Origin of the sequence: Streptomyces sp. NPDC058457, from assembly GCF_042720695.1 — a bacterium.
Lineage (GTDB): Bacteria > Actinomycetota > Actinomycetes > Streptomycetales > Streptomycetaceae > Streptomyces.
The window spans coordinates 68385-93261 of sequence record NZ_JBHXLU010000043.1 but is presented as its reverse complement, the minus strand read 5'-3'; the positions used below and the strand labels follow the sequence as shown (position 1 = coordinate 93261).

The 24877-nt window shown below is 72.5% G+C and carries 17 protein-coding genes, 1 tRNA gene and 1 pseudogene; 9 read left to right on the top strand and 10 right to left on the bottom strand.

Annotated features, from left to right (window positions below):
- A partial coding sequence (locus ACFWPS_RS29535) for an SDR family NAD(P)-dependent oxidoreductase (RefSeq protein ID WP_383710091.1) occupies nt 1–174 on the bottom strand: 174 nt, incomplete at its 3' end.
- 275 nt (nt 175–449) lie between these two features.
- A pseudogene (locus ACFWPS_RS29530) lies at nt 450–590 on the bottom strand (pyruvate formate lyase family protein); the annotation flags it as partial.
- 68 nt (nt 591–658) lie between these two features.
- Here ACFWPS_RS29530 and ACFWPS_RS29525 point away from each other — a divergent pair.
- The gene (locus ACFWPS_RS29525) at nt 659–1123 is read left to right on the top strand and encodes a cyclic nucleotide-binding domain-containing protein (protein ID WP_383710083.1); all 465 of its coding nucleotides are present in this window, start codon (nt 659–661) and stop codon (nt 1121–1123) included.
- Nucleotides 1124–1301: 178 nt separating this feature from the next.
- Here the strand turns inward: ACFWPS_RS29525 and ACFWPS_RS29520 are convergent, their stop codons facing one another.
- Nucleotides 1302–3257: a PAS domain S-box protein gene (locus ACFWPS_RS29520; RefSeq protein WP_383710080.1), complete on the bottom strand. Its 1956-nt coding sequence runs from the start codon at nt 3255–3257 to the stop codon at nt 1302–1304.
- Nucleotides 3258–3724: 467 nt separating this feature from the next.
- On the opposite strand from ACFWPS_RS29520, the gene ACFWPS_RS29515 reads away from it, so the two are divergent.
- Nucleotides 3725–4453, top strand: a complete 729-nt coding sequence (locus ACFWPS_RS29515; RefSeq protein ID WP_383710077.1) for a DUF6461 domain-containing protein — start codon at nt 3725–3727, stop codon at nt 4451–4453.
- Between the two features lie 132 nt (nt 4454–4585).
- On the opposite strand, the gene ACFWPS_RS29510 is transcribed toward ACFWPS_RS29515, so the two are convergent.
- From ACFWPS_RS29510 to ACFWPS_RS29500, 3 genes are all read right to left on the bottom strand, one after another.
- On the bottom strand, nt 4586–6805 hold the full coding sequence (locus tag ACFWPS_RS29510) for a TerD family protein (protein WP_383710074.1): 2220 nt from the start codon (nt 6803–6805) through the stop codon (nt 4586–4588).
- A gap of 389 nt (nt 6806–7194) precedes the next feature.
- Nucleotides 7195–7268 (bottom strand) — tRNA-Pro (locus ACFWPS_RS29505).
- Nucleotides 7269–7313: 45 nt separating this feature from the next.
- Nucleotides 7314–8741 carry an MFS transporter gene (locus ACFWPS_RS29500; RefSeq protein ID WP_383710071.1) on the bottom strand — a complete coding sequence of 476 codons (1428 nt, stop codon included), beginning with the start codon at nt 8739–8741 and terminating at the stop codon, nt 7314–7316.
- A 211-nt stretch (nt 8742–8952) separates the two neighbouring features.
- Here ACFWPS_RS29500 and ACFWPS_RS29495 point away from each other — a divergent pair, with 211 nt between their 5' ends.
- Nucleotides 8953–9531 (top strand): TetR/AcrR family transcriptional regulator, encoded by a 579-nt coding sequence (locus ACFWPS_RS29495; protein ID WP_383710069.1) that lies wholly within the window; start codon nt 8953–8955, stop codon nt 9529–9531.
- Nucleotides 9532–9566: 35 nt separating this feature from the next.
- Here the strand turns inward: ACFWPS_RS29495 and ACFWPS_RS29490 are convergent, their stop codons facing one another.
- Nucleotides 9567–10850 carry a PP2C family protein-serine/threonine phosphatase gene (locus ACFWPS_RS29490; RefSeq protein ID WP_383710066.1) on the bottom strand — a complete coding sequence of 428 codons (1284 nt, stop codon included), beginning with the start codon at nt 10848–10850 and terminating at the stop codon, nt 9567–9569.
- 226 nt (nt 10851–11076) lie between these two features.
- On the opposite strand from ACFWPS_RS29490, the gene ACFWPS_RS29485 reads away from it, so the two are divergent.
- The 6 genes from ACFWPS_RS29485 (at nt 11077) to ACFWPS_RS29460 (ending at nt 20320) form a co-directional block, all read left to right on the top strand.
- Nucleotides 11077–12045 (top strand): cyclase family protein, encoded by a 969-nt coding sequence (locus tag ACFWPS_RS29485; RefSeq protein WP_383710063.1) that lies wholly within the window; start codon nt 11077–11079, stop codon nt 12043–12045.
- Between the two features lie 128 nt (nt 12046–12173).
- Entirely contained in the window at nt 12174–15173 is a 3000-nt protein-coding gene (locus ACFWPS_RS29480; RefSeq protein ID WP_383710060.1) for a SpoIIE family protein phosphatase, read from the top strand.
- A 209-nt stretch (nt 15174–15382) separates the two neighbouring features.
- Nucleotides 15383–16948, top strand: a complete 1566-nt coding sequence (locus tag ACFWPS_RS29475; RefSeq protein WP_383710058.1) for a sugar ABC transporter ATP-binding protein — start codon at nt 15383–15385, stop codon at nt 16946–16948.
- Nucleotides 16945–18036, top strand: coding sequence for an ABC transporter permease (locus ACFWPS_RS29470; protein WP_383710055.1), 1092 nt, complete (start codon nt 16945–16947; stop codon nt 18034–18036). The genes ACFWPS_RS29475 and ACFWPS_RS29470 overlap by 4 nt, the downstream gene beginning before the upstream one ends.
- Nucleotides 18037–18212: 176 nt before the next feature.
- Complete coding sequence (locus ACFWPS_RS29465; protein ID WP_383710052.1) at nt 18213–19379, top strand: substrate-binding domain-containing protein; 1167 nt, start codon at nt 18213–18215, stop codon at nt 19377–19379.
- Between the two features lie 317 nt (nt 19380–19696).
- Nucleotides 19697–20320, top strand: coding sequence for a DedA family protein (locus tag ACFWPS_RS29460; protein WP_383710088.1), 624 nt, complete (start codon nt 19697–19699; stop codon nt 20318–20320).
- A gap of 31 nt (nt 20321–20351) precedes the next feature.
- Here the strand turns inward: ACFWPS_RS29460 and ACFWPS_RS29455 are convergent, their stop codons facing one another.
- From ACFWPS_RS29455 to ACFWPS_RS29445, 3 genes are read right to left on the bottom strand one after another with little or no spacing between them, the layout of a single operon-like run.
- Nucleotides 20352–21863, bottom strand: a complete 1512-nt coding sequence (locus tag ACFWPS_RS29455; protein ID WP_383710049.1) for a sensor histidine kinase — start codon at nt 21861–21863, stop codon at nt 20352–20354.
- Complete coding sequence (locus ACFWPS_RS29450) at nt 21860–22606, bottom strand: response regulator transcription factor (RefSeq protein ID WP_383710046.1); 747 nt, start codon at nt 22604–22606, stop codon at nt 21860–21862. Before ACFWPS_RS29450 ends, ACFWPS_RS29455 begins: the two co-directional genes overlap by 4 nt.
- A gap of 20 nt (nt 22607–22626) precedes the next feature.
- Nucleotides 22627–24858, bottom strand: a complete 2232-nt coding sequence (locus ACFWPS_RS29445) for an ArnT family glycosyltransferase (protein WP_383710043.1) — start codon at nt 24856–24858, stop codon at nt 22627–22629.
- Between the last annotated feature and the right edge of the window lie 19 nt (nt 24859–24877).

Genomic DNA, 24877 nt, shown 5'->3' with positions numbered 1-24877 from the left:
CGACAACTCCTTCGCGGCCTCGCCCAGCCGCTCCGGCCCCCGCGCGATCAGCGACACCTCGGCCCCACGGCCCGCGAACAGCCGGGCGGTCGCCAGCCCGATACCACTCGACCCGCCCGTCACGATCACATGCACCGAACCGACGTCCAGCGAACGGGAGTTCCGCAGTCTCATGGCCCGGAGCGTATCGAAACGGTGCACCGTCGGCAGGGCGTCCATCGGCACGGCACACCATGCTCTCCCGTCCTGGTCACCCGGCCCTCGTCCGAGCCGCACACCCTCCCCACGCGGAACCCCGACCAGGTCTTCGACAGACCCGTGGTCATCCTTTCCAGGCCCGGCAACGGCATCACCGCAGGCCTCCGAGCAAAGGTGCCGATGAGCGGCATGCAGCGGGTCGTACTTCGAGGTCGCCGTCAACCGTGCTCGGCCGAGTAAAGGAGTCCGCGGCCGCCGTTCGGCATGATCGCCCGCTTGAGCGGGGCGTCCGTCCGGAGGCCGACGACCAGTTCTCGGTCGCGGTCGACGTAGCCGGGGGCGTGCTCAGGAACGTGCTGAAGGTCCCGGGCGGCCGGGACCGTTCGGCCCATGCCCGGGCCGGGGCATCCACCGCACGCTGGCAGTAGCAGTCAGTACGCCGCCGTTCGGGAGGTACGCCATGAGCACCGCACCGACCCCCACCATGCTGCGCGCCCTTCCCTCCCATCACCGGGAACGGCTGATGCGCCTCGCCCGCGAGGTCACCTTCGCGCAGGGCACCCGGCTCTTCGAGGAAGGCGCTCGCGCCGACCGGTTCTGGATCATCCGCTCGGGCCGCGTCGAACTCGACATGCACGTTCCCGGCCGCCGGGCAGCCGTCATCGAGAACCTCGGCCACGACGAACTGATCGGCTGGTCCTGGCTGTTCGCCCCGTACGTGTGGCACCTGGGCGCCGAGGCCACCACACCGGTCCGGGCCTACGAGTTCGACGCCGTGGCCGTCCGGTCCATGTGCCAGGACGACCCGGCGCTGGGCAACGAGGTCGGCCAGTGGGTCGGCCAGGTGCTCGCGCACCGCCTGCGCGCGGCCCGTACCCGGCTGCTGGACCTGTACGCGCCGTACGGCGCCGGCGCGGGCGTCTGAACGACGAGTGGCCCACAGTCCGAGGAGGTACCACGCCCGATGCCCTCGACTCGGCATGCGCAAGGTCGGCTTCGCGTTGTCGGACGACGAGAGCGAGGCGACCGAGCGTGTCGGCACCAAGACAGCGGCCCTCACCCTCGCCGAGTCGGCCGTACCCGGGCATACCGCCGGCGCCGCGTCACAGTCTCAGCGTGAACCAGGTGGTCTTGCCCTCGTCGGTGGGGCGCACGCCCCAGGTGTCGGCGAGGGTGCGGACCAGGAACAGGCCACGGCCCGACTCCTCGTCCCCGGCCGCGATACGGGGTTGGGGCAGGTGCGGGCTGCGGTCGCTGACCTCGACGGTGAGGTCGGTGGCGGTGCGGCACAGGTGCAGAGCGATGGGGCCCTCGGCATGCTGCACGGCGTTGGTGAGAACCTCGGACAGCAGCAGGAGCGCCTCGTCCACCGGGCCCGTGCAGTCCCAGGAGAGCAGGGCCTTGCTGAGGAACGCGCGGCCCTCGGGCACCGACAGGGGGACGGCTGCGAGGTCGGTGGTGACCGCCGCCGGAGGCGCGGCCGACAGCTGGGCGAACAGGAGCGTCACGTCGTCGTCGTGACTGTCGGCCTCCGGCAGCAGCCGGGTCAGGACGTGGTCTGCGGCGGTCTCCAGATACGGCGGGGCAGTGAAGGACCCGCCCAGCACCGAGGTGAGTTCGGCGATCCGGACCTCGATGTCACTGCCGGGCGTCTCCACCAGGCCGTCGGTGTAGAGGATGAGGGTGGCGCCGGGCGGTACGGACGTCGACGACTGCTCGTAGAGGATGTCACCGACCCCGAGCGGGGCGTTGACCTGCGCCGGGAGCCTGCGGACGGTACCGCCGGGAGCGGCCACCAGGGTCGGCAGATGACCGGCGGAGCAGACGGTCACCGTGCCCGTGTCCGGGGCGATGGTGAGATAGCAGCAGGTCACCAGCTGGTCCGGCACGTCGAGATCCTCGACACAGGTGTCGAGGGCCTGCATCAGCTGCCGGGGCTGCATGCCGGTCTTGGCCAGCGCGTGCGCGGCCGACCGCAACTGGCCCATGACCGCGGCGGCATCGAGACCCCGGCCCATCACGTCCCCGATGAGGACGCCGACCCGGCCCGCGCCCAGCGGTATGAGGTCGAACCAGTCGCCGCCCACTCCCGCGCCCTGCGTGGCCGGCCGGTAGCGGCTGGCGGTGGACAGGCCGGGAATCGCGGGCGGCGTGCCCATGAGGCTGCGCTGCAGGGTGAGCGCGATGTGCCGCTGCTGCTCGTACAGCGCGGTCAGTTCGGACTCCGCGCGCTTGCGGTCACTGATGTCCCGCACGATGGCGCACGCCCCGACGACCGTGCCGTCGGTGTCCCGGGTCGGCCAGAGTGTGACGTCCACGTCCAGCAGACCGCCGTCCTTGGTCATCCGGAGCGTCTCGAAGTGCTCGACCTTCTCACCGTGCAGGAGCCGCTGGAGGAGCGCACTGATCTCGCCGCGCAGTTCGGGCGGGGAGAGCAGCGACACGTGCCGGCCTATGGCCTCCTCGGCGGTGTAGCCGTACAACCGCTGGGCTGCCGCGTTCCAGTAGGTGATGTAGCCGTCGAGGGTCTTCGCGAGGATCGCGTCCTGGGACGATTCGACGAGCGCGGCAAGTTCGTTGATGCGGGCCTCGGCCGCCTTGCGGTCGCTGACGTCCCGGACGGCGGCGGAGACCAGCAGTCCGTCCGCGGTCTCCAGCGGGCTGAGGCTGATCTCGACAGGGAACTCGGTGCCGTCCTTGCGCAGCCCGTGCAGATCGAGCCCGGCGCCCATCGGGCGGACCTGCCGATTGGCGGCGTACCCGTCACGGTGCACCGTGTGCTGGCCCCGGAAGCGGTGCGGCATCAGCAACTCGACCGGGCGGCCGAGGAGTTCCTCGCGCCCGTAGCCGAAGAGGGCCTCGGTCTGGGCGTTGACGAGCCTGATGGTTCCGGTGTCGTCGACGATCACCATGGCGTCCGGTGCCGCCTCCAGCAGCCCGCGGAACCTTTCTTCGGCGGCCTTCGGCCCATCCGTAACGACGCCCACGCCACACCGGCAGGTCTCCCGGTCCGCTCCGGTCGCCGCGCGAGCCAGACCCGACTCGGCAAACGTGCCCATGTTCGTCCCCTCCTACCAGTCGCGATGAATCAGGTCATCCCAGCGCATAAAGACGGGAAACGGGGTCGTATGTCGGTTACTGCCTGCGTCCGGCCGAATCTGTCCGTCGACGGCCCACTGCGGCACAGTTTCGTGAGCGGCCCCAGGGACGAAGACCTTGCCGGAGCGCACACGGACGGGTAGGGCGCGATCGCGGCCGGGCCGTCCTGGTCGTCTTCCCTGTTCGATCGAGGTGTCGAAACGGATCGAGCAGGGGATGCGTGCCGGGTCGGCGTGCGTACCGGGTGTCGAGGGACCGCAGGGTGGCGGGGAATCGAGTTCTCCGGACCACCGGATCGATGAGCCGCTGGGCCGGTATCCACGCCGGATAGCTGGAACGACTTCGGCCAGGACTGAACGTGCGCGGAGTGCGAGAGCGTCCAGCCCGTTTCACGGTCTTGTCAGTGGCGGCAGGCAGACTGTGCCGCATGACGTCGGTGACCGCACATGACTATGCCTGGACACGTTCCTCCCGGCTGTTCCGCTACGCGCTGGAGGCCGGGTACACCCTGACCCTGGTGCGGGGCGTCGCCCCGAGGGAGGTGCTGCAGGTGATGACGGCGGAACCCCAGGGCACATGCACAGGGACGGACGCGTTGATCGAGCGGCAGGACGAACTGCTCGACCCGACGGACTACTGGGACGAGTCCTTCGTCGCGGGAGCGTTCGCCGTCCCAGGCGAAGGTGGTGACTGGACGCTCGTCCTGCATCTCGGAGACGGGGGCACGGGAATGCGGTCGCGCTTCCTGGAGACCCTGTCGGCCGGAGGGCGCGCCGTGGTGCACTCCAGCAATGGCGGCAAGCCCATGCACTTTTTCCATTGGTATGAGGACGGGGAACTTCGGACCACCTTCGAGTGGCCCACAGTCCGAGGAGGCAGCACGCCCGATGCCCTCAACCCGGTGATGCGCGACGTCGGCTTCGCGTTGTCGGACGACGAGAGCGAGACGACCGAGCGTGTCGACACCAAGGCGGCGGTCCTCGCCCTCACCGAGCGGCTGACCGGGGTTCGGGTGACGGAGGAACTGCTCCAGGAGGCCGAATACCAGCTCGGGCATGTACCCGAGGAGCCCGCCGAGGAGTGGACCGGCATCGTCATCGACATCGAGGCCGCAGCACCGATTGTGGACTGCGGGCCTTCATCGTCGACCCCCTGACCCGCGGTGCGCTGTGCGCCGGGCGGGCGGCTCCCCGTCGAAGTCGACGGCGAGGAAAGCGAAAGGACTTGTTTCTTTGCAGGAATTGAGAAGGAAGCCCCTTCATGGCCTCGCCGCGGTCAACGCTAGCACTCAGCCCGGGATCAAGTCGCGCAGATTTTCGAGGGTGACGATCCGTGAGTCCGGATGCAGACCCTCCGGGCGTTCGAGGCCGATGTACATCACGGGCTCGTCCGGGACCGGCTCGCCGTCCCACAGGTCCACGGTCGTGGTGTCGCCTGACATCAGGTCGATCAGGTACCCCACCGTCAGCTGCTCGCGCTCCACGACGGCGCGCACCACCTTCGACACGGACGCCTGGTTCTCCTCGACCCGGTTGGCCGACGAGATGCCCTTCAGATACAGGTGCAGCCACTTCGCGCGCCACCGGCCGTCGTCCCCGCGCTGGAACACCAGCGGCAGCGCCACCCGGCCCACCCCACGCAGCTCCGACTTCATCCGCACCGTGCGCGGCTCGAACGGCCGGCCCTTCTGCTCACCGTCGCGCAGCATGAAGCCGAAGAACGACTCCTCGACCTCCTCGAAGCCTTCGCCCGCGTAGATGTTGACCTGCGGAACGATGAAGGTGCCGCGCACTCGGTCCAGGGTCAGGTCGATGAACTCCGAGGCCCCGTCGGGCGCCTCGGTGATGTCGCCCGAATGCTCGCCCCCGACGGCCTTGAGGGACGTGTAGGAGAGCCAGGAATCGGTGCTGTAGTCGGTGTGGAGAAGCAGCGCCGACAGGTCGTAGTCGGTCCGGTCCTTGGTCTCCTTCCAGTACACGAAGAAGCGCAGCTGTTCGCCGTCGACCGCGGAGACCGACCCTCGTGGCAGTACGCCGAACCCGGCCGCGGTGGCCCGGCCGCTGAGCGGAAGCGCCACGTCGAGGACATCGGGGTCGAGCAGCAGCCGGCCCGGCGCCGGGAGCCGACGACGTATCTCGGCGTCGAGGGCGGCGATCAGTCGATCGCGGTCGGCGGCCGGTACCGGCGGTCGGTGGTCGGGGGTCACCCAGGCGCGGCCCCGGCGGTTGACGAAGATCCGGGGTTCGCCGGTCTCACGTGCCCGGTTGTGGAGATGCTCGCGCACCGAGAGCACGACCCGGCCGGAGACGTCCGGAGCGACCTGCACCGCGGCGGCCACTACCGCGTCCCGTTCCTCCTGGTCGGCGGCGATGCGCAGCAGGAGGTCCAGGGCGCGGAACAGCTTGCCGGGAGCGGACTTCAGCAGCTTCACCGCACCGCGGACGTCGAACGCGTCGAGCAGCTGCTCGACGCGGCTGTCGAAGGACCGTGCCTCCTTCTCGCCCCGCGCGACCGCGAACACGTCGGCGGCATGCGGCCAGCGCGGGTACTCGTGCGGGTGGAGGCGCTCGCCGAGCCGCTTGAACGGCTCCCGGTGCGTGTGCACATCGGCGAGCTTCGCGGGGTTCGCCGCGACCACGGCGTCGAGCCCCGCGAGCAGTCGCCGGCGCAGCGGCCGCGACAGCGCCCGAAACCGGGTCGGTTCCTGCAGCGTCACGTCGCCGCCCGACAGCGCGCAGGCCAGCCGCAGCACATCGGTGACGGTGTCGAGGAGGAGGTCCGCCCCCACGCCGAGCCGGGCCGCGTTGATGACCGCCCGGTTCTCCCGGACCGGGATCGCCTCCGGCTGGGGGCCGAGCGCGCACCGCCCGGCGAGGGCCTCGAGGTCGCGCAGGTCGTCCTCGCCCAGCGGGGTCGTGCTGCCGGCCAGGGCCAGGTACAGGTCGGTGAGTTCGTCGTCCAGGTCCCGGCCGAGATGCAGGACGGTGACCCGGTCGCCCGCCGAGGCGATCAGCTCGTCCTGCGCCGCGAGCATGTCCTCGTAGGTGTGCTGGTACCGGCCGTACGCGGGGAGGCTGAGCAGGTTGAGCACCCCGTGCCGCAGCTGCGTCAGCACGTTCTCGCGCGACTTCTCGTCGCCGAGTGCTTTCGCCACGCAACGCATCCAGAACTCTTCGGTGTCCGGCACGTTCGCCGGGAAGTCGATGAAGTACGCGTTGTGCCGGACGTGGTCCCCCACCATCTCGCTCACGGTGCGCAGCGTCCGCCTGGCGGTGTGCACGACCGCGGCCTCGGACAGCCCCGACAGCCGCTCCAGCAGCTCAGCCGAGAGCTTGAAGCCCACAGATGCCAGCGCCGCGTCGAACTGCCGTGCGGCGACAGCACCTTCCCCGGCGGAGCCCTCGGGGGAGTTCTCGGGGGAGTTCTCGGGGGAGTTCTCGGGGGAGTTCTCGGGGAAGGGAAGGCGGTGGGTGTGCCGGATGACCAGCGATTCGAGACTGTGCGCCATTCGGGGATGATCGCAGAGGTGCCCGAACCGGCGCACAGGGGTTTTGTACGCACTCCGCCGCTGTGATCACACCTGCCACAGCAAGCTCGTCTCACCGACAGGCGACAGCGTCACTCTCCCGCACCCCGGTTCCAGGTCCCTCACCAGTCACGAGCCGCCGCAGAGGCGTGCGCCGCCTCTGCACCGGCCCGCGCGGCGGACGCATCTCCACCGCCGGCCTGCGCGACGCCACGCACCGGGACGACGTGGTCACCAGGATCGCCGGCCACGGGTTTCGTCGTGACCCGCCGGTCTCGGCCAAGGACGCCGTCCCCGACCCGTCCCCAAGAATGATCAAGGGCCAGCTTCGGATTCCTCCGAAACCGGCCCTGAACTGCGACTGTCTCCAGTCGGGACGACAGGATTTGAACCTGCGACCCCTTGACCCCCAGTCAAGTGCGCTACCAAGCTGCGCCACGTCCCGCTGCGGAGTCACGCGGTGGGTTCCGCGTGATCACGCAGGTCAACACTACCGCACGCGTACGGGTGCTGCCGCCGACCGATCCGTGACCGGGTCGGCGGCGCGGGTCGCGCGGCGGACCGGGACGAGGAGGGCGGCCCCGGCTGCGGTCAGGCAGAACAGCGCGAGCAGGGCCCAGGCGTGGGTGTAGCCGGAGCCGTACGGCAGTCCGGAGGGCTGGAGCCGGCCGGTGACCAGGACGCTGGTGAGCGCGGCGCCGATGGAGCCGCCGATGGTGCGGATGTTGGCGTTCATTCCGGTCGCGGCGCCGGTCTGCTCGGGCGGGACGCTGCCGACGATGAGGTTGGCCATCGAGGCGAAGGCCAGGCCGATACCGAGGCCGAACAGGCCCGCGACGACGCCGATCTGCCACTCCTCGTCGTGCCAGAGGGTGAGGAAGCCACAGGCCAGCGCGCCCAGCGCGGCTCCCGCGGTGAGCTGCGCCTTGGCACCGACACGGGGTGCGAGACGGCCGCCGACGACGCCCGAGAGGAACATGGCGATGAGCATCGGCAGCATGAGCAGGCCGGACTCGGTGACGGTGGCGCCGAAGCCGTAGCCCGCCGAGGACGGGGTCTGGACGAAGCCGGGCAGGAAGGACCAGATCGCGTACATGCCGGCACCGAAGAGGAGGGCGGCCGTGTTGGTGGTCCACACGGACGGCAGCCGCATCACGCGCAGGTCGATGAGCGGGGTGGCGGAGCGGGATTCGGTGAGCAGCCACACGGCGAACAGGACGACGGCCGTGCCGAACAGGCCGAGCACCCTGGCCGAGCCCCAGCCCCACTGCCCGGCCTGGCTCAGCGGCAGCAGCAGCGCCACCAGCCAGGCGGAGAGGAGCCCGGCACCGAGCCAGCTGACGCTGCCCTCGGCCCTCTTGGGCGACTCGGGAACATAGCGGGCGGCGATCAGGACGGTCGCCGCGACCACGCCGACCGGGATCCAGAACAGCCAGCGGTAGTCGAGCGCCGAGACGATCGGACCGGCCGCCACGATGCCGACGCCGCCACCGGCCGCGATCACCGCCGACAGGTTGCTGATGCTGCCGCTGACCTCGGCCGCGGTGAACTCGTCGCGGATGATGCCGAAGGAGAGCGGGAACAGGGCGCCGCCGATGCCCTGGACGACCCGGGCGATGATCAGGACGCCGATGTTCGGCGCGAGCGCGGCGACGAGACAGCCGGCCAGGACGGCCAGCAGGACGGCGACGAGGGTGCGCTTCTTGCCGACCAGGTCGCCGACCCGGCCGAGTATCGGGGTGAAGACCGAGGCGGACAGCAGGTAGGCCGTCATCACCCAGGTCGCGGTGGACTGGGAGGTGTGCAGGGCGTGCTGGACGGTCGGCAGGGCCGGCGCGACCAGCGACTGGAGCATGGAGAACACGCCGGCACCGGTCGCGAGGACCGCGAAGGTGAGGCGGGTGGACTTCCGGGGCATGAAGAGCCTCTCCGAAATCGGAACGGAGGGAAACGGTGAGGGAGACGTCCGTGAGCGTGCAGGAAGGGGACACCGGGCCGCGTCCGGCCATGGCAGTACCGCTCCGCACTGCTAAAGTGGAGGTACCCCTCCACTCTACTGGAGGCAACCCTCCGCTTCAACCGAAGTCGAGGAAACCCTCCGGTTCACCCTTGTCACGCGGGAGGCAGCAGTGACGGACAGCCCGTTCCCCGTCAGCGACATCGTCGCGTCCCGGAGACCGCACCGTAAGGACGCGGCCCGCAACTACGACGCGCTGATCACGGCCGCCCGCGAGGCGTTCGCCGAGCGTGGCGCGGACGTCTCCCTGGAGGACGTCGCCCGCCGCGCGGGGGTCGGGATCGGCACCCTGTACCGGAACTTCCCCACCCGCCGCGACCTCTTCGAGAGCGTCTACGCGGACGAGGTCAACGCGCTGTGCCGGGCCGCCGTCGACCTGGCCGAGCTGGAGCCGTGGGAGGCGCTGACGTCGTGGCTGGACCGCTTCACCGGCTACATGGTCACCAAGCGGGCGGTGCGCGAGGCCCTGAACGACGAGTCGGAGATCTTCCAGGCCTGCCGTGACTCGATGTACGCGGCCGGCGGCCCGCTGATGGAGCGGGCCCAGAAGGCGGGAGTGGTCCGCGCCGACATGGAGATCGGCGACCTGCTCCGCATGGTCTCCGGCATCACGGCGACGGCCTTCGAGGACGACGCCCAGCGCGACCGCGTCCTCGGCATCGCCCTGGACGGGGTGCGCACCGGCCGGTAGGGACGTACGCGGTCGACCGGGCCTCCGGTCTCTCCTCAGAGTCTTGCGACGATGAGCGCGACGTCGTCCCGGCCGCCGCTGGCGACACCCAGCCGGGCCAGCACGGTGTCGGCGAGCTGCTCGGTGCCCAGGTGGATGAACTCGCCGAGGACGTCGGCCAGTTGGCCCAGGCCGACGTCGATGTCCTGGTCCCGCCGCTCGATGAGCCCGTCGGTGTACAGGACGAGGGTGTCGCCGGGCTTGTACGGCAGGCTCGCCTGCGGGCGCGGGACGTGCTGCGGACGGGCGCCGAGCGGCGGGTCGGTGGCCTGGTCCAGCAGTTCGCAGCTGCCGTCGGAGTGGATGAGCATCGGCGGCGGATGGCCCGCGCTGCTGTAGGTGATCAGGCGGCTGCGCATGTCGACGACCGCCTTGACGGCGGTGGTGCCCAGCGCGCCCTCGACGGACCTGGCGTACAGGCCGAGGACCTCCAGGGCCTGGGCGGGGCGTTCCAGAGCCCGGATGGCGGCGGACAGGGCGCTGCGGAGCATGCCCATGACGGCCGCGGCCTCCAGGCCGTGGCCGATGACGTCGCCGACCGCGAGGGCGAGCCGGTCGGGCGCGATGTCGACGACGTCGTACCAGTCGCCGCAGACGTTGAGGGAGCCGGTGGCGGGCAGGTAGCGCACCGCGATGTCGCGGTGGTGGGCCAGGTCGGGGACGTGGAGCATGGCTTCCTGGAGGATGACGGCGACCTCGCGTTCGCGGGTGTGGGCCTGCCGCAGTTCCTCGTTCAGCCGTTGCAGCTCCCGCGCCCGTGCGTACAGTTCCGCCTCCAGGGCCTGGGTCTCCTGCGGACGCTCCGCCGCCCGGACACCCTCGGGGTGGGTGGCCCGGTACTCCTTGACGAACGCGGTGACGTCCTCCACCCGGTGGATGATGTAGTCCACCTGCCCGGCCGCACCGAGCACGGGGGTGTTCACCGGGGACCACCAGCGTTCCTCGAAGACCCCGGGCCGGCCCATGACGGGGATGTCGTACTTCTGCAGCGCCATCGTGTCGGCCCGGCCGGTGGCGAGGACCCTGTGCAGGGAGGCGCCGAGATTCTTGACCCCGTCGGCGTCCGGGTCGGCGGGGTTGTCCGGGAACGCGACGAAGATGTGCCGCCCGAGCAGGTCCTCCCGGGTACGTCCGGTGGCCGCCAGATACGCCCGGTTCACATCGACGATGACCAGGTCCGGCCCCAGTACCAGATACGGGCTCGGTGTCGCGGCGAACAGCGCCGTGTGATCAACCCGCGATGCCACCGCTGACGCTCCTTCCCGCCTCAACGGCTTCATCCTCAATCTACGGTCGGTCCTGCGGCTCTGCCCGCCGTGCGGCATCGCGGCGCGCGCTCCCCGCGGGCCTGCCGGAGCGAGCCGCGGCCGGGCGTGCGCACCCGGCGGACCGGCGCGGGTCGTGCCAGCCTGGGAATCCGGCCGACGGGCCCGCGAGGCGCGCCGGGCCCGCGCGGCGGTCACGGCCGCCGGGGCCGGGTGTCGACGCTGGGGACGGTGAGTACGGATGAGCACGAGCCCCGCGGACGGCCCGGATCCCGGTCCAGCCGTGGCCGGGAACGGGCCCGCCGTCTCCCGCCGGGAGTTCGACGCGCTCTTCGAGGCGGTCCGCACCTGGGGCCGCTGGGCCCCGGCCGACCGCGGCGCCTGGAACCGGGTGACCGCGGAGCGGGTCCGACGCGCCACGGCCGCCGTACGGTCCGGTCGGGTCGTGCCGCTGGCGCTGCCCTGGAACACCGTGCCCGGCCCGGACAACCCCAGTCCCGCCCTGCACCACATGACCGATCTCGGTGACGTGGAGAGCCCGGAGCCCGCCACCCACAAGGACTTCATCGCCGCCGACTACCACGGCAAGGCCGTCACCCACCTCGACGCCCTGTGCCATGTCGCCTACCGGGGGCAGCTGTACGACGGCCGGACGGCGAAGGACGTCGTCGGCGCCGCGGGGGCCCGCTTCGGAGCGGTGTCGGCGCTCGGACCCCTCGTCACCCGGGGCGTGCTCCTCGACCTCCCCGCCGTCCTGGGGATCCGCTGGCTGGAGCCGGGGCTGGCGGTGCACGCGGAGGACGTCGTCGCCGCGGAAGCGGCACTCGGCGTACGGATCGGCGACGGCGACGCGGTGCTCCTGCGCTCCGGGCGGCCCCGCCGCCGTGCCGAGCTCGGCGCCTGGGACCCGGGCACGGCCTCCGCGGGCCTCCACGTGGACGCCGTGCCGCTGCTGGCCGAGCGCGGCATCGCGCTGCTCGGCGGTGACGGCGACAACGACGTACGGCCCTCCCCCGTGGACGGTGTGCACTCGCCCGTCCATGCCCTGGTCGTGGCCGCGATGGGGGTGCCGCTGCTGGACAACCTCGACCTGGAGGCCCTGTCTGCCGCGACGGCCCGGGCGGGGCGGCACGAGTTCCTGCTCGTCGTGGCGCCGCTGAACATCCCGGGCGGAACGGGCTCACCGGTCAACCCGGTCGCTGTTCTGTGACTCCAGATGCCCAATGTCCAAAATTTCGCATATGTCTCCCCGCTTCGGGGGAAATGTCTTAGAGGAAACGAACTCTGCAGGCGCGAGTGAGGCGAAGCGTGGTTCGGGGCGGCGGGAAAGCGATACCGATGGGGCGTGCGACAGACGGCAAAGGGCCCACCCGCTCGCGTGAGCGTTTCCTGCAGGGCGAGGCGGTCGGGGCCGGTGTACGCGTCCCCATCTCGAACTCGTGGCAGCGCTGCCGGGCCCTGGGACTCTCCCCCGACCAGCCAGGGCTTCCCTTCCGGGACGACTTCGAACACGACGCCCGGATCATCCGCGCGGCCGTGCCGGTGCTCGACCGGCTGCAGTCCTGGTTCGCCGGCAGCAGGATGAACATCTCCGTGGCCGACGCGAACGGGACCGTCCTGCTGCGCCGATTCGGGGAGACGTCCCTGGCCGGCAGCCTCCCGGCGTTCCAGCGCGTCCCCGGTTTCGTGTTCGCCGAGCGGTACGCCGGCACCAACGGGATCGGGCTCGCCCTGGCGGAGCGGCAACTCGTCCAGGTCTACGGCGCCGAGCACTTCGCCGAGCGCGCGCAGGGCAACGCCTGCCGGGCACTGCCCGTCCGCGACCCGATCAGCGGCCGCATCGAGGGCGTCCTGTGCCTCGGCTACCCGCGCGGCGCCGAGGACCCGGCGCTGGCCACCGTGATACGCCGGGCCGCCCACGCCATCGAGAAGCGGCTGCTCGGACAGAGTTCCGAACGTGAGCGCGCCCTGCTCCGCGCGTACCTGGACACCGGCGCCGAGACCACCGCCGGACCCCACCACAGCGTCGGGGTCGGTGAGCTGATCCTGGGGATGCGCCCCTGCGACCGGGCGGTCCTGATGGAGAAGGCCGCCGAACTGATCTCCTGGGCACAGCGGGCCGCGGTCCGCGTGACCCTCTCCGACGGCCGGCGGGTCACGCTGGTGAGCCGTCCGATGACGACCGCCACCGGGGTGGAGGGCTTCGTCACCGAGGCCGTCCTGACCGGCCCCGCACGGCAGGAGCCCCTTCTCGTGCCGCGGCCTGCCGAACAGCCGCCGCACCTCGCCTTCGTCCCCACCGAGTCCGTCCGCGACACCACCGCGCCCGCCGAAGCCACGGAAGCCGCCACAGTCGTCGAATCCGCCGCCCCCGAGGTCCGGGCGACGTCCCTGGTCCCCGCGGTCACCGCCGTTCTGCCGCCCGCGGCCGTCCCCCTCGCCGCGGTGCCCCGCCCGGTGCCCGGTACCCCGGCGCCCGGCCTCGCACCCCTCCGAGCCCATGCGCGCGGCGCCGATGCGCGCGGCACCGACGGGTCGGCGGGCGGTCCGGGCGGCGCGACGGGCGGGGGCGACCGCGCGGAAGGCGGACTCGGCGGCAGGACCGGCGGCGGTCGCGGCTCGCCGCCCCAGGCAAGGGGGCTTGTGCTGGTGGGAGAACCGCACGTGGGGCGGTACGCCCTCGCCGCCCGTCGCCGTCTGGAGCTGTTGTCCGACGCCAGCACCCGCATCGGGACCACCCTGGACGTGCGTCGTACCGCCGAGGAACTCGCCGAGACAGCCGTGCCACGGCTGGCCGACTACGTCACGATCGACCTGCCCGAGGCCGTACTGCGGGGCGAGGAGGCCGCCGACCCGTTCTCCGACCTGTACCGCACGGTGGTCCACGGCATCGCCGACGACTGTCCGTTCCACCCGGTCGGCAAGCGCGTCGACTACGGCCCGGCCACTCCGCACCTGCGCTGCCTGACCAGCGGGCAGGCCGTGCTGGAACCGGATCTGAGGGCCGCCGTGGGCTGGCTCGCCCACGACCCGCCGCGCACCGAGGTCATGCTGGCCCACGTCCACTCGCTCATCGCGGTCCCCCTGGTGGCCCGCGGTGTCGTCCTCGGCGTGGCCGCCTTCTACCGTGGGCAGCGCCCCGCACCCTTCGACGACGACGACCGCTCGCTCGTCCAGGAACTCGCCGGCCGCGCGGCCCTGTCCATCGACAACGCCCGGCGCTACACACGGGAGCGCAGCATGGTCCTGGCGCTGCAGCGCAGCCTGCTCCCGCAGGGGCTGCCGGACCAGGACGCCGTCGAGGTGGCGCACCGCTACCTGCCCGCGGAGTCGGACGTGGGCGGGGACTGGTACGACGTCATCCCGCTCTCCGGCACCCGGGTCGGTCTCCTGGTCGGTGACGTCGTGGGCCACGGCATGCTCTCGGCCGCCACGATGGGGCGGCTGCGCACCGCCGCACGCAGCTACGCCGAACTCGACTTCTCCCCGGACGAGGTCCTCACCCACCTCGACAGCCTGGTGGGACGCCTCGACCGGGAGGCCCCCGCCGCAGGCGAGGCGGGCATCTTCGGCGCGACCTGCCTGTACGCCGTCTACGACCCGACCACGCAGCAGTGCACCATGGCCCGCGCCGGGCATCCGCCGCCCGTGCTCGTCCACCCCGACGGCACGGTCTCCTTCCCCGACCTGCCCGCCGGGCCCCCGCTGGGCGTCGGCAGCCTGCCCTTCGAAGCCGTCGACATCGACCTCCCCGAGGACAGCCGGCTGGTCCTCTACACCGACGGACTCATCGAGAGCCGGACCCGTGACGCCGACATGGTCCTCGACCGGTTGCGGGGCGCCCTCGCCCATCCGGACCGCACGCCCGAGGAGATCTGCGAGACGGTCCTGGACACCGTGGCACCGGTCCACCCTCGTGACGACATCGCCCTGCTCGTCGCCCGTACCCACGCCCTGGACCCCGACCGGATCGCCATCTGGGACCTGCCGCCCGACCCTTCCCTCGTCAGCGAGGTCCGCGCGTCGGCTCTGCGCCGACTGGCCGACTGGGGACTCGAGGAGGCCGGGTTCGCCGCGGAGCTGGTGCTGAGCGAGCTGGTCACCAACGCCATCCGCCACGGCTCCGGTCCCGTCCGGGTACGTCTGCTGAACGGCCGCACCCTGATCTGCGAGGTCTCCGACTGCAGCAACACCGCCCCGCACCTGCGCCGGGCGGCCACCACCGACGAGGGCGGCCGCGGCCTGTTCCTGGTGGCCCAGCTGTCGCGGAGCTGGGGCACCCGCTACATCCGGCAGGGCAAGGTCATCTGGGCCGAGTGCGGGTCCGACGCCGCCTGAGGCCAGGGACACGACCGGCACAGCGACGCGGGCGGACACGACCGGCACGGGGACACGGGCGACGCGGGCGACGCGGGCGACGCGCTGACCCGTTGGTGTCATCGCGCGCATCGAATCCGCAATGCGGGCGTCAAATCCGTAATGCCCTGACTTGTCGCACTAGTATCGCGGCGAGAGTCGGGAAGAAATCGCCAGGCCGACCCCCGGAGATGTCCGTGCACGACCCTCCCGACACCCCCGCGCACGCGGTCACGGCCTTCGGAGCCTCGGGGGCCGACCCCCTGGTTCGGATCCGCGGGCTCGCCAAGCGGTTCGGCGGGACGCGGGCGCTGGACGGGGTCGACCTCGACGTCCGGACCGGCAGCGTCCTCGCCCTCCTCGGTCCCAACGGTGCCGGAAAGTCCACGCTCATCAAGGTGCTCGCGGGGGTCCATCATGCCGACGCGGGCTCGATCACGGTGGCCGGGCACCCGCTCGGAAGTCACGCCGCCGCCCGCAGCATGTCCTTCATCCACCAGGACCTCGGGCTCGTGGAGTGGATGACCGTCGCCGAGAACATCGCCCTGACCGCCGGATATCCGTGCCGTGCCGGACTGATCTCCTGGCGGCGGACCCGGGAACGCTGCGACGAGGCCCTGGAGACGGTCGCCGGGCACCTCGATCCGGACACGCCGGTCGCCCGGCTCGGTCCCGCCGAGCGTTCGCTGGTCGCCGTCGGCCGGGCCCTCGCGGCCCGCGCGCGACTCCTCGTGCTGGACGAACCGACCGCCCGCCTGCCCGCCGCGGACTGCGCCCGGCTCTTCCGGGTGCTGCACTCCCTGCGGGACCGGGGGCACGGCATCCTCTACGTCACCCACCGCATGGACGAGGTGTACCAGGTGGCGGACACCTTCGCCGTGCTGCGTGACGGCCGGCTCGTCAGCCAGGGCCCGCTGGCGGGCCACAGCCCCGCCCTGCTGGTCCACGACATCGTCGGCGAGGAACAACCCGCCGGCCCGCTCCCCGTGACCGTCCCCGTGGGCGGCCCGGCCGTCCTGGCCCTCGACGGCGCACGGACCGCCGGCACGACGGCGGTGACCCTGGAGCTGAGGGCCGGTGAGGCGCTGGGCCTGGTCGGTCTCTCAGGCGCCGGGCACATGGAGCTGGGCCGCGCACTGGCCGGCGCCCGGCCCCTCGTCGGCGGCCGGGCGCTGCTGGACGGCCGGCCCTACCGGCCCCGTACGGTCACCGACGCCGTCGCCGCCGGGGTCGGCCTCGTGCCCGGTGACAGACAGCGGGAGGGCTGTGCCATGGGGCTGACCGTGCGCGAGAACCTGCTGGCCAATCCCCGGGCCGGCGGTCCGCGCGCGCCGCGCTGGATCGGCCCGCGCCGCGAGCGGGCCCGGGCCGCGGAGCTGATCGAACGGTTCGCGGTGCGTCCCCGCGACGGCGAGGCCCCCCTGGCCGCCCTGTCCGGCGGAAACCAGCAGAAGGTCCTGATCGGCCGGTGGCTCAGGACGGACCTGCGCCTGCTGATCCTGGAGGAGCCGACCGCGAGCGTGGACGTCGGAGCCAAGGCCGCGGTCCACCGCCTGCTCGACGAGGCGCTGGCCGGCGGTCTCGCGGTGCTGCTCGTCTCGACCGACTTCGAGGAGGTGGCGGGCGTGTGCCGGCGCGCCCTGGTGTTCGTCCGCGGCCGCGTGGCCGCCGAGCTGAGCGGTGCGGACCTCACCGTCACGGGGCTCGCCCGGGCGGCCTCGGCCCTGCCGGCCCCCGGAACGACCACGGACTCATGACGGCCGCGCCCCCGCCCGCCCCGCCCCGTTCCCGGCCGCTGCGGCGGGGTCCGGCCGGGCACCTCGCGGGCGCCTACGGTCTTCTGGGCCTCACCGCCCTGCTCGTCCTGGTCTTCTCCCTCGCGCTGCCGCGCACGTTCCCCACCCGGGACACCGTCGACGCGATCCTGTCCAACCAGTCGATCCCTGCCGTCCTCGCGCTCGCCGCCATGGTCCCCGTCGTGACCGGCTCCTTCGATCTCTCCCTCGGCTACGGTCTCGGCCTGGCCCACGTCATGGTGCTGCAGCTCGTCATCGACGCCGGATGGCCGTGGCCCTGGGCCTGCCTCGTGGTGATCGCCGGGGGCGGGGTGGTGGGTGTCCTCAACGGTGTGGTCGTCGAGTTCGGCCGGATCGACTCCTTCATCGCCACCCTCGGGACCGGCAGCATGCTGTACGCCGTGACCGGCTGGGTCACCGGCGGCGGCAGGATCGTCCCGGGCCCGGACGGTCTGCCGGTCGCCTTCACCGACCTCTACGATTCCACGCTCCTCGGCCTGCCACTGCCCGCGTTCTACGTCCTCGCCCTCGCCGTCGTCCTCTGGGTGGTGCTGGAGCGGCTGCCGCTCGGCCGGTGCCTCTACGTCATCGGCGCCAATCCGCGCGCCGCCGAACTGGTCGGCATCCCGACCCGCAGATACACCGTGTACGCGTTCGCCGCGTCGGGGCTGATCGTCGGCTTCGCCGGGGTACTGCTGGCCGCCCAGCAGCAGATCGGCAATCCCAGCGTCGGCCTGGACTACCTGCTGCCCGCGTTCGTCGGCGCCCTCCTCGGCTCCACCGCGATCAGACCCGGCCGTCCCAACGCGCTGGGCACGCTCGTCGCCGTCGCCGTGCTCGCCGTCGGCCTCACCGGCATCGGACAACTCGGCGCCGCGTTCTGGACGGTCCCCCTGTTCTACGGCGGCACGCTGCTGCTCGCCGTCGGTCTGGCCGGCTACTCCGCCCGCCGGCTGCGCACCGGGGCCGACGCGGCCCGCGACGCACCGGCGGCTGCGCCGCGGCCGCCGGCGGGGTCCGGGGGCGGAACCGCGGACACCGCGCCATGACCCATGCCAGGGACCCCGGCTCCGAGCCCGAACCCCACTCCGGACTCGAACCCGGACTCCACTCCAGACCCGAACCCGAACCTGACTCCGAACCCGCACCCGACTCCGGCCCCGCACCCGCACCCGCACCCGGCCCCGGCCGTGCCCTGATGCTCGTGCCTCCGCGAGGAGCTCGCGTGCACCGCACCCGCAAGGCCACCGTCCCCCGGGCCGGCAGGGCCATGGCCGTCTCGCTCGCGCTGCTCGCCGCGGCGGTCGCCCTGACCGGCTGTCAGCGCGGCTCATCGAACGCCCCCGCGCCCTCCACCACCGGCCCCGGCGGCTGCCCCGCCGTCCAGGCCGTAGCCCGGGCCGCCGTCGCACGGGCCGAACGGTACGACACCGCCTGGAACGGGCCGACCACCGGCCCCGCGGCGGTGTCCGGCAGGACGATCGTCTTCGTCGCGCAGACCATGACCAACCCCGGAGTCGCGGGCGTCGCGAACGGCCTGCGGGAGGCCGCGCGCGTCATCGGCTGGCGGGTGCGGGTGATCGACGGCGGCGGCAGCCCCGCGGGCATCCAGGCGGCCATGGGCGAGGCCGTGGCCCTGCGGCCCGCGGGCATCGTCATCGGCGGCTTCGACCCCGGTTCGACGTCACAGCAGGTCGCCGCGGCCGGTGCGGCCGGCATCCCGCTCGTCGGCTGGCACGCGGTCGCCGCCCCCGGCCCGAGCAGGCGGCCCGCGCTGTTCACCAACGTCACCACCCGGGTCGAGGACGTGGCCGGCATCAGCGCACAGTGGGTCATCGCGCACTCCGGCGGCCGGGCCGGGGTCGTCCTGTTCACCGACGCCTCGGTCCCCTTCGCGAAGAGGAAGTCCGACCTGATCAGGGCGGAGCTCGCCACCTGCGCCGGGGTACGGCTGCTCGCGTACGAGAACATCCCGATCCCGGACGCGAGCAGCCGCACCCCGCGCGAGGTCGCCTCCCTGCTCGCCCGGTTCCCGGGCACGTGGACGCACTCCGTCGCCATCAACGACCTGTACTTCGCCGACGCGGCCCCCGCCTTCCGCGCGGCCGGCCGGAAAGGAACGGGCCCGCCCTTCAACATCGGTGCCGGGGACGGCGACCCGTCCGCCTTCCAGCGCATCAACAGCGGGCAGTACCAGGCCGCCACCGTGCCCGAGCCGCTGTCGCAGCAGGGCTGGCAGATCGTCGACGAGTTCAACCGCGCCTTCTCCGGCCGTCCCGCCAGCGGCTATGTCGCCCCCACCCACGTCTCGACGGCCGCCGACAGCGCCGGAGCCACGTCCTGGGACCCACCGGGCTACCGGGAGGCCTACCGGAGGATCTGGGGCCGGTGAGCCACCGCCGGCCCGCGCCCGGCGGTGCCGGTGTCCCGTGGGCCGGTGGACCACGGCGGCAGCCCCGGACCCGGACCTGCGCCACCCCTCCACTCCCGCTTCCTCTCCCGCTTCCTCGGTGGCGAGTGGCGGGCCGTCCGCCGAGGACCGCGTCCCGGGCACTCACCGTGCGTGCCCCGCGGAGCGTCGAGCCACCTTCCTCACGCGCAAGGCGCCGGCGGGTCGTCCCGGACGCGCGGTGTTGCGGGCGGGTCCCCGGCCTCCGGCACGCGACACTTGAGTAAGACGGTCGGCGACAGGGCGGGGAGGCGAGCGTGGTGATCGCCGTCAATCCGACGGACAGCGGCTCGCTGCTCGCCGCCTTCGGTGCGCTGGGCGTCCTGGTGGTGATCTTCGCGGAGTCCGGGCTGCTGGTCGTCGGCTTCTTCCTGCCGGGTGACACGCTGCTCTTCCCGGCCGGTGTGCTGTGCGCGGCGAACGCGGACCGGCCGCCCCGGCTGGAACTGTGGCAGGTGCTGCTGTGCGCGGCCGTCGGTGCGGTGGCGGGCGCACAGGTCGGCTATCTGATCGGCCGGCACGGCGGGCGGCCGCTGCTGGCCCGTGCCTCCCGGCCGCGGGTGCGGGAGGGTGCCGCCCGGGCGGAGCGGCTGCTCGCCCGCTACGGATACGGCAAGGCGCTGGTGATCGGCCGTTTCGTGCCGATGCTCCGGTCGGTGCTGCATCCGGCGGCCGGGGCGCTCGGGGTGCCGGTGCGGCCGTTCACCGTCTGGCAGACCGTCGGCGGACTCCTCTGGTCGCAGAGCTTCGTCCTCGCCGGGTACGCCCTGGGCTCCTCGGTCTCCCACATCGACCGCTATCTGCTGCCGCTGGTCGGCGCGATCGTCGTACTGTCCCTGCTGCCGCTGCTGGCCGAGGCCCGCCGGGCCCGCCGAGGCCGCTGACCCCGGTCAGGACTCCGGGGCCGCGGCCGGGTCAGTCCGCCGTCGGCAGGACCAGCCGGAACGTGCAGCCCCGGCCGGGTGCCGTGTCGAGTTCGAGGCGGCCGCGATGGCCCTCGGCGATGGTCGCCGCGATGGCCAGGCCGAGGCCGCTGCCGCCGTGGGCGCGGGACCGGGACGGGTCGGCCCGGTAGAAGCGCTCGAAGACGTGCTCGGCGTCGGACGCGGCGAGACCGGGGCCCTCGTCGGCGACCTCCAGGACGGCCACCGCCGATCCCGGGGACAGCGGCGCGGAGGCCGAGTAGCGTCCCGGGCGGTTGGTGCCGCCGGCCCGGAAGCCGGCGGTGGTGACGCCGACCCGCACATGCACCGGGGTGTTCGGCGGGGTGTGGGTACGGGCGTTCGACAGCAGGTTCTCCACGATCTGCCGCAGCCGGTGCGGATCGCCGACGGCCGGGACTATGTCCAGTTCCCCGCCGTCCCCGCCGTCGCCGCACAGCGGGCCGAGGTCGGTCGGATGCCCGCTGCCGTGCACGGCGGCGCCGCTCACCGCGTCGGCCGCCACCGACAGCAGGTCGACCGGCTCCGACTGGTACGCCGGCTCCTTGTCGAGGGTGGCGAGCAGTTGCAGGTCGTCGACGAGGAGACCCATGCGCTCGGCGTTCTGCGCGATCAGCCGCTGCGCCTCCCGCTCCTCCTCCGCCGGGCGGCGTTCGGGACGCAGCGCGAGCTGGGCGTAGCCCTGGATGGAGGTGAGCGGGGTGCGCAGTTCGTGGCCGGCGTCGGCGACGAACCGGCGCAGCCGGGCCTCGGAGGCCTCACGCTCCGCCAGTGCCCGCTGGAGCCGGTCCAGCATCGAGTTCAGCACCCGCCCGAGCCGGCCGATCTCGGTGTGCGGGTCGGTGTCGGGCAGCCGCAGGTCCGGCCGGCTCTCGGTGATGTCGGCCGCGGTGCGCTCCATCCGGGTCAGCGGCAGCAGTCCCAGGCGTACGACCGACCGGCCCAGGGCGAGCAGGGCGGCGATCGTGACGGCCAGCAGCACGCCGTCCAGCCAGAGGAGTTTCGAGGTGGCGCCGTCGACCGTGTCGAGCGGCAGGGCGACCACGATCTTCGTGCCGTCGTCGCCGTTCCGCAGGACCACGCGCCAGTGTCCGTCTCCGGAGACGGCGGGGAGGGTGCTGGGCGTGCCCTCCCGCAGGTTCAGGTTCTTCGAGGATTCGGGCAGCACGGGCCCGGGCTTGTCCTTCGAGCCGAGCGTCGTCTTCATGAGGTGGTTCTTGGCGTCGTAGACGTAGATCCGGAAGTCCGAGGGCAGTGCCGACTGCTGGCTCTGTTCCGCCTTGGACTCCCGCAGTGCCTTGAGGAACGCGGGCGACGGCGGCTGGAAGCCCGTGAGCTGCTGGTCGACCCGGTCCACCAGCCAGGAGCGCAGCACGAAGAACCCGGCCAGCTGCGACGCGAGCACCGCGGCGGTGGCCAGCAGGGTGACGCCGATGATGAGCCGGCCGCGCAGGGACTTGAGCGCGGCGCCGAGACGGCGCCTCACGACTCGGACGCCTCCTGGTGGTCGCGGGGCAGCCGCAGGCAGTAGCCGACGCCGCGGACCGTGTGGATCAGCGGCGGGTCGAACCGGTCGATCTTGCGGCGCAGGTACTTCACGTATGTCTCGATGATGCGCTGGTCCCCCGCGAAGTCGTAGCTCCAGACGTGGTCGACGATCTGGGTCTTGCTCACCACCTGCCCGGCGTTGACCAGCAGGTAGCGCAGGAGCCGGAACTCCGTGGGGGACAGGGAGACGTACTGGCCCGCGCGGTGCACCTCGTGCGCGAGCTCGTCGAGTTCGACGTCGGCGTAGCGCAGCACGCCGACGGGCGCGGGCGGCTCGGGGTCGCCGGCGGTGCGGCGCAGGATGGCCTCGATACGGAGCAGGACCTCCTCGATGTTGAAGGGCTTCGCCACGTAGTCGTCACCGCCCGCCGCCAGCCCCTTGATGCGGTCGTCGACGCCGGTGCGGGCGGTCAGGAACAGCACGGGTACGTCGTTGCCCGCCGCCCGCAGCCTGCGGGTCACCTCGAAGCCGTCCAGGTCCGGCAGCATGACGTCGAGGAGCATCAGGTGCGGCTGCACCCGCTCCACCTCGACCAGGGCGGACTGCCCGCTGTCCGCGCCGCTCACCTCGTACCCGCCCGCGAGGCGGAGGGTCGATTCCAGCAGTGTGCGGATGCTGGGCTCGTCCTCGACGACGAGGAGCCGGTACCTGGATTCCGCGGTCGCGGACGGCGGGGTCATGGTGCGTTCTTCCGTTTCTCTCAGTGCTGGTCGGCCGCGCAGTCGTACAGGACGGTGGCGCCGCCGAACCCGGCGGTGCCGCTGCTGCTCGTGCCGGCCGAGCCGCCGTACGCGGAGGCGGGGACCTTGGTGCAGTTCTTCGCGATCCACTGGGTGCGCTGCGTCCCGGCGCCGCTGCCGCCCGGACCGCCGGTCATGCCGCCGGCCGCCGAGTCGGTGCCGAGCACGTAGCGCAGTTCGCCGCTCTTCGTCCACTTGTCCAGCTGGTCGATGGACGGGACGTTGTCCATGCCCGTGAATCCGCCCATGCCGATCACCGTCTCGTCGCTGTCCAGTATGAACGCGGTGGCACCCTGGGCGCCGCTCGCCACGGCCAGCTTGATCCGTGCCTTCGGCGCGTTCTTGACCACGTAGGCGAGGATCTTGCGCTGCTCGGCGGTCAGCTGGGCGCCGCCCAGTCCGCCGGCCTTGCCGAGCTTCCCGGCCGAGCCGCCCGCCATGGAGGGCATGCCCTGGCCTGCGGAGCCTCCGGAGGCCGCGGTCCCGCCGGTCGGCATACCGGAAGGCATACCGGACGGCATGCTTCCGGACGGAAGACCGCCCGATTGGCCGGAACCGGAACCGGTCCCGCCACCGGAGAGGCCCGGCATGCCGGACGGCATCCCCGAGGGCATTCCCGACCGTCCGGCCCCGCCGCCCGAGCCCCGGCCCGGCATGCCCCCGCCGCCGAACATCGAGGTCGCGGGCCCGGCACTCGGGTTGGTGCCGCCCATGCCCTGGTCCTTGGTCCCGGCCTCGCTCACGGCCCAGGCCCCGGGCGCGAGCAGCACCGCGAGGACCGCCGCCAGCACCGTGGCGGGCACCAGCCGCCTGCGGTGTCGTACCGCGAACAGCAGGACGACCGCGGCGCAGCCCGCGAGCAGGACCGGCCAGACCAGCCAGCCGTTCCAGTCCGGGTTGCGGCGGATGACCACGACGGCCCAGATCACCGTGGCGGCGACCGCGACGGCCCCCGCCACCGGCGCCCAGCGCACCCCGCCGCGGTGCAGCCGGGCCAGGAGGACGAAGCCGCCACCGCACAACGCGGCGATCGCCGGGGCGAGTTGGGTGGTGTAGTAGGGGTGGAAGATGCCTTCCTGGGTGCTGTAGACCGCGGCGCAGACCACCAGCCAGCCGCCCCACAGCACCCAGCCCGACAGGGGCAGCAGGTCGGTGGCGGCCAGGTGGCCGCGGCGGCGCAGCACCTCCGCGGCCACCGCCGCGACGAGCAGCACGCCACACGCCGGCAGCAGCCAGCTGATCTGCCCGGCCACCTGGTCGTTGAACAGCCGCCCCGCACCGGGCTGGCCGCCGAACAGACCGCCGATGCCCTGGGAGGTGTCTCCACTGGAGCCGAAGATCCGGCCGAAGCCGTTGTAGCCGATGATCAGGTTCCAGGCCGAGCCGTCCTCGCTGCCGCCGATGTACGGGTGGTCGCCGGGCCACAGGGCCACCATGGCGACCCACCACATCGACGACACCAGTAGCACCCCCGTCGCGGCCGCGAGCCGCCACAGCCGCGCGGCCCAGGTGCCGGCCGCGCCGATCAGCCAGGCGCCGGCGAAGGCGGGCAGCACCATCCAGGCGGCGAGCATCTTGGTGAGGAACCCGCAGCCGACCAGGAACCCGCAGGCGCACAGCCAGTAGGTCGCCGCCCTGCCCTCGGCGCGCTGGGCGCGGGTGAGGGCGTAGGCGGCCGACACCAGCAGCAGGATGAGCAGGCTGTCCGGGTTGTTGTCCCGGTTGATGGCCACCGTGATCGGAGTGATCGTGAGCACCAGGGCGGAGAGGAGTGCGGCCCGCTCGCCCGCCCAGCGGCGCACGGTGCGGTGCAACACGAACACCGCGGCGACGCCTTCGACCGTCTGCGGCAGGATCAGGGCCCAGCCGTGCAGCCCGAATATCTTGCTGCTGATCACCTGCGGCCACAACGCGGCCGGCGGCTTGTCGACGGTGACCACGCCGGCCGGGTCGAAGGAGCCGAACAGGAAGTTGGTCCAGCTCTGGCCCATCGACTTCACGGCCGCCGAGTAGTAGCTGTTGCCCCAGCCGAGCGAACTCAGCGACCAGGCGTACAGGACCGCGGCGAGGACGAGGATCGCACCGAGTGCCGCAGGTGCCGCCCAGGTGGGCAACGAGCGGCTCGCGCCGTCCTCGGCGGTGGGGTCGGCGGCCGTTCCGGGCGTCGACACCGTGTGAGCGGATGTGTTCATGGGATCGGAGTCGCTCTCG

Bases quoted from the DNA above. Each gene is read 5' to 3' on its own strand.
- ACFWPS_RS29525 (WP_383710083.1), top strand. From the start codon at position 659: ATGAGCACCGCACCGACCCCCACCATGCTGCGCGCCCTTCCCTCCCAT.
- ACFWPS_RS29520 (WP_383710080.1), bottom strand. From the start codon at position 3,257: ATGGGCACGTTTGCCGAGTCGGGTCTGGCTCGCGCGGCGACCGGAGCG.
- ACFWPS_RS29515 (WP_383710077.1), top strand. From the start codon at position 3,725: ATGACGTCGGTGACCGCACATGACTATGCCTGGACACGTTCCTCCCGG.
- ACFWPS_RS29510 (WP_383710074.1), bottom strand. From the start codon at position 6,805: ATGGCGCACAGTCTCGAATCGCTGGTCATCCGGCACACCCACCGCCTT.
- ACFWPS_RS29500 (WP_383710071.1), bottom strand. From the start codon at position 8,741: ATGCCCCGGAAGTCCACCCGCCTCACCTTCGCGGTCCTCGCGACCGGT.
- ACFWPS_RS29490 (WP_383710066.1), bottom strand. From the start codon at position 10,850: ATGAAGCCGTTGAGGCGGGAAGGAGCGTCAGCGGTGGCATCGCGGGTT.
- ACFWPS_RS29485 (WP_383710063.1), top strand. From the start codon at position 11,077: ATGAGCACGAGCCCCGCGGACGGCCCGGATCCCGGTCCAGCCGTGGCC.
- ACFWPS_RS29480 (WP_383710060.1), top strand. From the start codon at position 12,174: ATGGGGCGTGCGACAGACGGCAAAGGGCCCACCCGCTCGCGTGAGCGT.
- ACFWPS_RS29475 (WP_383710058.1), top strand. From the start codon at position 15,383: ATGTCCGTGCACGACCCTCCCGACACCCCCGCGCACGCGGTCACGGCC.
- ACFWPS_RS29470 (WP_383710055.1), top strand. From the start codon at position 16,945: ATGACGGCCGCGCCCCCGCCCGCCCCGCCCCGTTCCCGGCCGCTGCGG.
- ACFWPS_RS29450 (WP_383710046.1), bottom strand. From the start codon at position 22,606: ATGACCCCGCCGTCCGCGACCGCGGAATCCAGGTACCGGCTCCTCGTC.
- ACFWPS_RS29445 (WP_383710043.1), bottom strand. From the start codon at position 24,858: ATGAACACATCCGCTCACACGGTGTCGACGCCCGGAACGGCCGCCGAC.